This window comes from Ruminococcus callidus ATCC 27760, from assembly GCF_000468015.1.
GTDB lineage: Bacteria > Bacillota > Clostridia > Oscillospirales > Ruminococcaceae > Ruminococcus_C > Ruminococcus_C callidus.
Genome location: NZ_KI260303.1, coordinates 848 through 10124, shown reverse-complemented (window position 1 = coordinate 10124; position 9277 = coordinate 848). Strand labels below are relative to the sequence as shown.

Here is a 9277-nt window from a genome sequence, read left to right as displayed (position 1 = left end):
GTCGCCAGACGCTCTTTGTGCGGTATTGCCTTATCTTTTCACGCCGTATTTTCGATAAAACGCAGCAACATCTGCCTCGTTCCGCACCAGCTCCGCATAGCAAAGCCGCTTTTCTGCCGCATCATAAAAGCCGATCACAGTTTCACCAGTACACGTGCTGGATTCCATTCGAATATCCGCCGCCGTGAATCTATCCGGAATCGCCTGCGATTTTACTCGCTTTTGAAAAATCCGCATGCAAACACCTCCATATCCAAAGTGCCGGCGAATGGTATATCCGCCGGCACTTCAGAAATCATCAATTGAGAACGTGTTTAAGACGCAATAAAGGTACAGAATGCACGATAGGTCATATAAACATCCAGCTTGGAAACCACCTCAAAAGGTGCATGCATGGACAACACCGGCACACCAACGTCAATGGTGTCGATGTCCAGATTTGCAATATATGCCGCAACAGTTCCGCCGCCGCCTGCATCAACCTTGCCCAGCTCGCCGGTCTGCCATACCACATCGCCTTCGTCCAGAACACGGCGAATGGTGCCGACAAACTCAGCCGATGCATCAGACGTGCCAGACTTGCCCCGTGCACCGGTAAACTTGGTCACGCAAACGCCGTGGTTCAGATATGCACAGTTCTTCTGTTCCATTACGTCCGGGAACGTGGGATCAAATGCTGCGTTGACATCAGCAGACAGGCACTGGGAAGCGTGCATCACATGGCGGCCCTTTGCTCCGAAGCAGTCTGCCAGATCTTCCAGAAAATACGGCAGATAAGAAGAGCACAGACCGGTGTTGCCGTCGCTGCCGGTTTCTTCCTTGTCCGTGAGAATCGTCACTGCGGTGTGTACCGGTGTTTCGCAGTCCAGCAGAGCACGAAGTGCCGGATAAGCACAAACGCGGTCGTCATGACCATAGCCGCCGATCATACTGCGGTCAAATCCCAGTTCTCTAACCGGAAATGCCGGAACAGCTTCCAGTTCTGCCGACAGGAAATCGGTTTCGGTCATACCGTATTTTTCATGCAGAATGTTCAGGATATTCAGCTTGACCTGTTCGCTCTCCTCGTCCTTGTTGAACGGCATAGAGCCTACCAGCAGGTTCAGTTCTTCGCCGCGGACAATTTCCGTTGCCGGACGCTTCATCTGCTGCGGTGCCAGATGCGGCAGCAGGTCGGTCACACAGAATACCGGATCACCGGCATCTTCCCCGATGTTTACCTCTACCGAAGTACCATCAGCCTTTACCACAACGCCGTGCAGGGACAGCGGAATCGTAGTCCACTGATACTTCTTGATACCGCCATAGTAGTGGGTCTTGAACATTGCCAGTTCGTGATCCTCATACAGCGGATTCTGCTTCATATCCAGACGCGGAGAGTCGATATGTGCCGCACAAAGACGCACACCTTCTGTAATCGGTGCAGTACCGATCACTGCTGCAATAATCGCCTTGCCGCGGTTGTTGACATAGATCTTATCCCCTGCCTTCAGCTGCATATCCGGTGTGAAAGGCACAAAGCCCTTTCCTTCCAGCAGTGCAGCTGCATTCTTGGCTGCTTCACGTTCTGTCTTGGACGCGTTCAGAAATGCCATGTAGTCCGCTGCAAACGCATCGCTCTGCTTCTGTGTTTCCGCAGAAATGCGGGTCGCACCGTGCTTAGACTTCATGAAAAGCTGTTCTTTTTTCTGTTTTGCCTGTGTTTCTTTCGATTCCATTTGAAAAGCCTCCAATTCTTGAACATATTCCGTATTCCAGAATATGAAACCCATTTTTATACAAATGCACCGTATTCCGTTTCGTAATAACAAATCAGCTTGGCGGAAAGTTCCTGTGCAGCGTCCCGCAGTTCGGAAAAGCTTGCATTATTTTCCAGAACTGTGTCCGAATGCAGCCGGAAGAATTCCTCTGTCAGCTGCATTTCCATACGCTGCTTCGCCGCCGCCATGGAGATATGATCTCGTTCCATGATCCGCTGCATTCGCAATTCTGGTTTTGCCACCACAGAAATGATCAGGTCGCAGAAATCGTCCGCCCGACTTTCAAACAGTGTCGGTGCGTCCAATAAGATCAGTTTGTGGTTCTGCTGGGAAAACCGATGTATCATTCGCAGAATTTCACCCATGATATAGGGATACATAATGGTATTGAGCATTTCGAGCTTGTGATGATCGGAAAAAGCGATCGACGCCATCACCTGCCGGTCCAGTTCCCCGTCCGGCGTCAGGATCCGGTCGGTAAAGCACTCCTGCAAGTCTGCCAGACAATGCGAGCCGCGTGCGACCACATGACGGGAAATCGCATCTGCATCAATGAGCCGGAATCCGTTCTGCACAAAGACCTTAGAAACAGTGCTCTTTCCAGCACCAGTCTGACCGGTCAGACCGATCACCATCACACCGTCCAGCGTGTTCATACCTGTATCACCTCAAATCCTGCTGCACGAATCAGACGATTGTACACCGCCAGCCCGATCCCCTCCGGCTTCGGAGCACGCACGTACACTTTCTGTGCACCGTCGTCGTCCAATTCCCGCAATTTTGAAAAAATCTGCTGTGCCTGTTCCCTGCCGGATCTTCCGTAGGTCAGACATGGCAGGGAGAGCATGGTTTCCTCCCCGTCGAACACCAGTGCATAAACACCGTCTGCCCGATTCTGTTCCGCCAGTGCCGCAAAGTTCTGCCAGCTGCCCTCCACCAGAATCACGTGAGCACGGGGAGAGTAATGCTGATACTTCATGCCGGGAGAACGCACAGTCTGCCCTTCTTGCAGCTGGTGCAGAATGGCAGGATCCAGTGTCACTTCCGGAGCCACTTCTTCCAGCATCTCCTTTGTGACAAAGCCCGGACGAAGAATCCGCACTGTACCGTTTGGCTCCAGTGCAATGACTGTGGATTCAACGCCCACAGAACATGCTCCGCCGTCCACAACTGCGGCAATTTTGCCCTGCATATCCCGCATGACATGCTGTGCCGTTGTCGGGCTGGGATAACCGGAAATATTGGCGGAAGGAGCTGCGATCGGTACACCGGACAGCTGGATCAATGCCCGTGCCACCGGGTGAGAGGGCATACGAATGCCCACCGTATCCAGCCCGCCGGAAGTGATCTCCGGTATCTCTTTCCGCTTCGGGAGAATCATGGTCAGAGGACCCGGCCAGAACCGTTCTGCCAGTTTTTCCGCCAGCGGCGGCACCGTTGCCGCCACCTGCTCCAGTGCCCGCATTTCTGCAATGTGCACGATCAGCGGATTGTCTGCCGGTCTGCCTTTTGCTGCAAAGATCTGCCGCACTGCCTCCGGATTTCTGGCATCTGCCGCCAGTCCGTAGACGGTTTCCGTGGGCATTCCCACCACGGCACCGTTTCGCAGCAGTTCTGCCGCTTCCAAAAGGTCTTCTGCATGATCTGAAAGTAACTTTGTTTCCACCGTGTTTACGCCTCTCCCTGCTGTCCTGCCAGCCGTGCCAGTTCGTCGGCTGTGGCAAGGGCATCGAATACTTCGTCCAGATTTCCGTTCATAATATCTTCCAGCCGGTACAGTGTCAGCCCGATGCGGTGATCGGTCATGCGTCCCTGCGGGAAATTATAAGTACGGATTCGCTCGGAACGATCTCCCGTTCCCACCTGCATTCTCCGTTCCGATGCGATCTTGTCGTTCTGTTCCTGAAGCATCTGTTCATACAGACGGGAACGGAGAATTTTCATTGCCTTATCTTTATTTTTATACTGGCTTCGTTCGTCCTGACATTCTACGACCAGACCAGTGGGAATATGCGTGATGCGAACTGCTGATTCTGTTTTGTTGATATGCTGTCCGCCGGCACCGCTGGCACGGAACACATCGATCCGCAGATCTGTGGGATTGATGTCCACTGCCACTTCGTCCGCTTCCACCAGCACCGCAACAGTGACTGTGGAAGTGTGGATTCGTCCCTGTGATTCCGTTTCCGGCACACGCTGTACCCGATGCACACCGCTTTCATATTTCAGACGGGAGTATGCTCCCTCGCCCAGAATGGAAAAGCTGATTTCCTTGTAGCCGCCCAGTTCCGTTTCGTTGGCACTAAGCACTTCCTGTTTCCAGCCCTGTGTTTCTGCATACATGGTGTACATGCGGTAGAGAGACGCGGCAAACAGAGAAGCCTCCTCACCACCGGCACCGCCGCGAATCTCAATGATGACATTGCGGTCATCGTCCGGATCTTTCGGCAGCAGCAGACGCATCAGTTCGCCGTGCAGCGAGTCCATGCGTTCCTTGCTCTGTTCCAGCTCTGCCTGTGCCATTTCCCGCAGTTCGGCATCTTCTTCGCCGTCCAGAATTTCCCTGGCTTCTGTAAAATCGTTCTGTGCCTGCAAATACTCGTGATATTTTTCAATGATCGGCTGCATATGCTTGTATTCCCGCATCAGCTGGGCGTACTGTTGATTATCCCCTACCACAGCAGGATCCATCATCTTTTCCTGCATCGCGTGATAGTTTTCTTCCATTTGCCGAAGCTTTTCCAGCATATCTGCGTTCCTGCCTTTCTTTCTGTCACGATATGTACCGGCATGCACTCCGATACGTCACGATTCGGGGGCTTCTCTCCGAATCTGTTTGATTCGCCGTTCGATCTTGTTTCGCGGCACCATGAATTCCCTGCCGCAGCCCGTGCAACGCAGCTTGAAATCCATACCCGCACGAATCACATACATGGTCTGGCTGCCGCAGGGGTGCGGCTTTTTCATTACCAGAATATCCGCCGGACGAACGTCCATTTTCAGCCCTCCCCTTTTTGCATCATAAGTACATTATATTATACCCCATTTCTCGGAATAAGGCAATATTTTCTGCGGATATTTTTTTCGCTTTGTTGAAATGCTATAAAATCCAAACGTGAAATCCGGTGAAGTTTCATAAAAAGCAATTTGCATTTTCCAATTTTTGCATTCTTCATTTCAATGCTGTCCGCATATTTCAGGCTTCTCATACATACACTGGAACAGCATCAGAGAACGGCAGCACTACGTTGCCGAAACACGATTCTTTCAGGAAATTGTCAGGAGGTCAAAATGCAATACTTACCAGAAGGCAGCCGGCTGCACACGCCGGAAAATCAAGCTGCACTCCGCAGCGTTGCGTCCATGGAGCGTGCCATGCACGCCGGAACCATTTTAGAAGCCCGTGCCGTCCTCTGCGACAGCGGGCACAATCTCACCGTACAGCTGCCCTGTATGCGGGGCTGGATCCCCAGAGAAGAAGGAGCCATGGGCATCACAGACGGCACCACCAAGGACATCGCTCTGATCGCCCGTGCCGGAAAGCCCGTTTGTTTCCGGATCCTCCGCATCAGTCAGGACGAAACCGGTGCTCCTGTGGCGATCCTGTCCCGCCGTGCCGTACAGGAAGAATGCTGGGAGCAGTACCTCTCCCGCCGCCGCGTAGGGGATATTCTGCCCGCCACGGTAACACATCTGGAAAAGTTCGGGGCGTTTGTGGACATTGGCTGCGGGATCCCGTCCCTGCTCCCGATCGACACCATTTCTGTGTCCCGCATCTCCCACCCCCGCGACCGGTTTGTCATCGGGCAGAAAATCCGTGCGGTGGTACGGCAGACAGAACCGCACCGCATTCACCTGACGCATCGGGAACTGCTGGGAACATGGGAGGAAAATGCTGCCGCTTTCTCTGCTGGTCAGACTGTCGCCGGCATCATTCGTTCGGTGGAAAGCTACGGCGTTTTTGTGGAACTGGCACCCAACCTTGCCGGACTGGCGGAGCCCTGCGAAGATGCTGTTGCCGGACAGTGTGCCAGCGTCTATATCAAGGCGATCCTGCCGGAAAAAATGAAGGTGAAACTGATTCTGATCGACACATTTGCCCAGACTGACCCGCCGCAGCCGCCCCGTTATTTCGTGCCGGAAAGTCAGACACATCTGGACTACTGGCGGTACACGCCGGATTCTTCTCCCCGCATTATCGAAACGGATTTCCGTTTTCCCAACAGTATCTGAAAATCAAAAAGCACGCAATTTTCGTTAGAAACTGCGTGCTTTTTTGTGCGGTGTTGCCTTTGCTTTTCTCCTTATTCTTCCGATTCTGCAAACGCTTTCTCCCGCTGTTCCATTTGCTGTGCGATCACTTCCTGCTGCACTTTGGAGGTCTTTTTGATGTGGTCGCCGATGATTTCCGAGATGTCCGAAACTGTAATAAAGGCACTGCCGTCATACTTTTCCACGATTCGCCGCAGTTCCATGAGTTCCAGTCGAGTAATCACGCAGTACATCATATCTTTTTTACCGCTGATGAGTCCATGTGCGTCCAGAATGGTCATAGTACGCCCCAGCTTTTCATAGGGCAATACCGCACAATCTTTGTGCGGTATTGCCTATATCATATTTTAAAGATAAATGCAACTGCACCAATTCCGTAAGCTGTGCATACAGTGAAATGGAACAGGAACGACAGCCCTGTACAAAAACATTGTACAGGGTATCCACAGAAAGAGGTGTCGAATTATGCCAAAAGTTTTTCTGAGCCCTTCCACGCAGGAGTGGAACCCCTATATTGACGGCGGCAACGAGGAACAGTACATGAATCTCATTGCCGACCGCATGGAACCCTATCTCCGTTCCAGCGGCATCACCTATGTCCGCAACGACCCCGACCGGAATGTTGCCGGAGCCATTGCAGATTCCAACGCCGGCGATTTCGACGTACACCTTGCCATTCACAGCAACGCCGCACCGGAATCCATGGCAGGCATGCTGCGGGGCATTGATGTGTACTATTCCCCCTACGACAAATACAGCGAAACTCTCGCGGTCATCATTGCCAACAACTTTATGAGCATCTATCCCCTGCCGGACAAATGCTCCGCAAAACCCACGACCACGCTGGGAGAAGTGACACAGACCAAAGCTCCGGCAGTGCTGTGCGAGATCGGCTACCACGACAATCGGGAAGATGCGGACTGGATCCGGAACAATCTGACGGCAATTGCAGTCAGCCTGACCCAGTCCCTCTGCGATTACTTCGGCATTCCGCTGATCGAAGCGGGACCGGTTTTCCGCGGCACCGTTGTCACTGACGGCAGCAATCTGAATCTGCGGCAGTTTCCCTCCACACAGGGAGCCGTGATCGGTTCCATTCCCAACGGCAGCGTTCTCACGGTGTACAGCCGTTCCAACGGCTGGGACGTGGTTTCTTACCGCGGCACCGTGGGTTATGCCAGCAGCGAATTTATTGTGATTTAGGGCAATACCCTTGCAATTTTTTCAAATTTCCGGTATAATAAAGGAAACACTGAAATCAAGGAGCGATTGCCATGAAAGACGGATTTTTGAAAATTGCCTGTGTCACACCGCCGCTGCGGGTGGCAGACTGTGCCTATAATGCCGAACAAATCATTGCCCACGCCAGAGAAGCCGCTGCTGCCGGTGCAAAACTGGCGGCTTTTCCGGAACTCTGCCTGACCGGATACACCTGCGGCGACCTGTTTCTACAGGAGCCCCTGCTCCGCGGAGCAGAGGACGGACTGATGCAAATTTTACAGGAAACCGCTGACCTGTCCATGCTGCTGGTGATAGGGCTGCCCTATGTCTGCGGCGGTGCCCTGTACAACTGTGCCGCAGTCTGCTATGCCGGAAAGATACTGGGCATGGTGCCCAAGCAGAATCTGCCCAACTACAGTGAATTCTACGAAGTCCGGCACTTCACCGCCGGACCGGACGCAGAAGCTGTTCCACAGCAGCAGTCCCTGCACCATCATACCGGATACACCTTTCCCTTTGGGGCAAAGCTGCTGTTCAGCTGTGCAGAAATGCCGGACTTTACGTTCGGCGTGGAAATTTGTGAAGATGTCTGGGTAGGCGATACGCCGTCTGTTGCAATGGCAAAAGCTGGTGCAACTCTGATCGTCAACCTGTCGTGCAGCGACGAGATCATTGGCAAGGAAGATTACCGCCGCACCATTCTCAAGGCGAAATCCGGCAGCCTGCTGTGTGCCTATGCCTACGCCGATGCCGGCTTCGGAGAATCCACACAGGATATGGTCTTCGCCGGACACGATCTGATTCTGGAAAACGGTTCTGTTCTGGCGGAATCCAAGCTGTTTGCACAGGGCATTCTCTACGGAGATATTGACGTGCAGCGGCTCGCCGGAGAACGCCGCCGTTCCAACACCTTCCAGTCAGAACCCTTTGGAACACCGGCTGTGAAATTCTCCATGCCGCTGACAGAAACCGTGCTGCAACGCTATGTGGACGCTGCCCCCTTTGTCCCCAGCGGCACCGATGAACTGACACAGCGTTGTGAAAAGATCCTCACCTTACAGGCAATGGGGCTTGCCACACGGCTGCGGCATATCGGCTGTAAAACAGCTGTGGTGGGGCTTTCCGGCGGACTGGATTCCACGCTGGCTCTGATCGTCATGGTACACGCGTTCCGCATCTGCGGGCTGGATCCTGCCGGCATGCTGGCTGTGACGATGCCCTGTTTCGGTACCACAGACCGCACCTACCAGAATGCCTGCCGGCTGGCGGAAGCCTATGGGGCAACCCTGCGGGAAGTGCCGATTCAGAACAGCGTCCGGCAGCACTTCGCCGATATTGGACACGACGAATCCGTCCACGATGTCACATATGAAAATTCGCAGGCACGGGAACGGACACAGGTACTAATGGACATGGCAAACCAGGCTGGCGGCATTGTGATCGGTACCGGCGACCTGTCGGAGCTGGCTCTGGGCTGGGCGACCTATAACGGCGACCACATGAGCATGTACGCGGTAAATGCTTCCATTCCGAAAACGCTGGTACGCTATCTGGTAGCACATGAAGCTGCCCAGACAGAGCCGGCTCTGAGTGCGGTGCTGCGGGACGTACTGGATACGCCGGTCAGTCCGGAACTGCTGCCGCCGGAACAGGACGGCACCATTGCCCAGAAAACCGAGGAGCTGGTAGGACCATATGCTCTCCACGACTTTTTCCTGTACTACGTGCTGCGTCTGGGATTTGCTCCCCATAAGATCTACCGGCTGGCAAAGCTGGCTTTTGCCGGCACATATGACAACGCCACCATTCTGAAATGGCTGAAAAAATTCTACTGGCGGTTCTTCTCCCAGCAGTTCAAACGCAGTTGTCTGCCAGACGGTCCCAAGGTGGGCAGCGTAACGCTCTCCCCCAGAGGAGATTGGCGAATGCCCAGTGATGCCTGCGTGACATTGTGGCAGAAAGGCCTGGAGAATATTCCGGAAGAATAACGATTAAGGCAATACCGCACAAAGAGCGTCTGGCGA

10 protein-coding genes are annotated in these 9277 nt (G+C 53.6%); 3 read left to right on the top strand and 7 right to left on the bottom strand.

Annotation, left to right across the window (positions count from 1 at the left end):
* Nucleotides 1-30: 30 nt before the first annotated feature.
* The 6 genes from RUMCAL_RS01870 to RUMCAL_RS01845 all read right to left on the bottom strand — a co-directional run bounded on the left by RUMCAL_RS01870 (nucleotide 31) and on the right by RUMCAL_RS01845 (nucleotide 4757).
* Entirely contained in the window at nucleotides 31-237 is a 207-nt protein-coding gene (locus RUMCAL_RS01870) for a hypothetical protein (protein WP_021680742.1), read from the bottom strand.
* 77 nt (nucleotides 238-314) lie between these two features.
* Complete coding sequence (locus RUMCAL_RS01865; RefSeq protein ID WP_040646545.1) at nucleotides 315-1718, bottom strand: aminopeptidase; 1404 nt, start codon at nucleotides 1716-1718, stop codon at nucleotides 315-317.
* Between the two features lie 56 nt (nucleotides 1719-1774).
* Nucleotides 1775-2416, bottom strand: a complete 642-nt coding sequence (gene coaE, locus RUMCAL_RS01860; RefSeq protein ID WP_021680740.1) for a dephospho-CoA kinase — start codon at nucleotides 2414-2416, stop codon at nucleotides 1775-1777.
* Nucleotides 2413-3426, bottom strand: coding sequence for an L-threonylcarbamoyladenylate synthase (locus tag RUMCAL_RS01855; protein WP_021680739.1), 1014 nt, complete (start codon nucleotides 3424-3426; stop codon nucleotides 2413-2415). Before RUMCAL_RS01855 ends, coaE begins: the two co-directional genes overlap by 4 nt.
* Before the next feature lie 5 nt (nucleotides 3427-3431).
* A complete protein-coding gene (prfA, locus tag RUMCAL_RS01850; RefSeq protein ID WP_021680738.1) occupies nucleotides 3432-4508 on the bottom strand; it encodes a peptide chain release factor 1 in 1077 nt (358 codons plus the stop codon).
* Between the two features lie 57 nt (nucleotides 4509-4565).
* Nucleotides 4566-4757, bottom strand: coding sequence for a DUF951 domain-containing protein (locus RUMCAL_RS01845; protein WP_021680737.1), 192 nt, complete (start codon nucleotides 4755-4757; stop codon nucleotides 4566-4568).
* Nucleotides 4758-5051: 294 nt separating this feature from the next.
* On the opposite strand from RUMCAL_RS01845, the gene RUMCAL_RS01840 reads away from it, so the two are divergent.
* Nucleotides 5052-5993: a S1 RNA-binding domain-containing protein gene (locus RUMCAL_RS01840; protein WP_040646543.1), complete on the top strand. Its 942-nt coding sequence runs from the start codon at nucleotides 5052-5054 to the stop codon at nucleotides 5991-5993.
* Between the two features lie 71 nt (nucleotides 5994-6064).
* Here the strand turns inward: RUMCAL_RS01840 and RUMCAL_RS01835 are convergent, their stop codons facing one another.
* Nucleotides 6065-6340 carry a DUF2179 domain-containing protein gene (locus RUMCAL_RS01835; protein ID WP_156902381.1) on the bottom strand — a complete coding sequence of 92 codons (276 nt, stop codon included), beginning with the start codon at nucleotides 6338-6340 and terminating at the stop codon, nucleotides 6065-6067.
* Between the two features lie 157 nt (nucleotides 6341-6497).
* Between RUMCAL_RS01835 and RUMCAL_RS01830 the strand changes: the two genes are divergently transcribed.
* Together RUMCAL_RS01830 and RUMCAL_RS01825 are read left to right on the top strand one after the other, a co-directional pair.
* Nucleotides 6498-7235, top strand: a complete 738-nt coding sequence (locus tag RUMCAL_RS01830; protein WP_021680732.1) for an N-acetylmuramoyl-L-alanine amidase — start codon at nucleotides 6498-6500, stop codon at nucleotides 7233-7235.
* 71 nt (nucleotides 7236-7306) lie between these two features.
* Nucleotides 7307-9241, top strand: coding sequence for an NAD(+) synthase (locus RUMCAL_RS01825; RefSeq protein WP_021680731.1), 1935 nt, complete (start codon nucleotides 7307-7309; stop codon nucleotides 9239-9241).
* Nucleotides 9242-9277 lie beyond the last annotated feature (36 nt).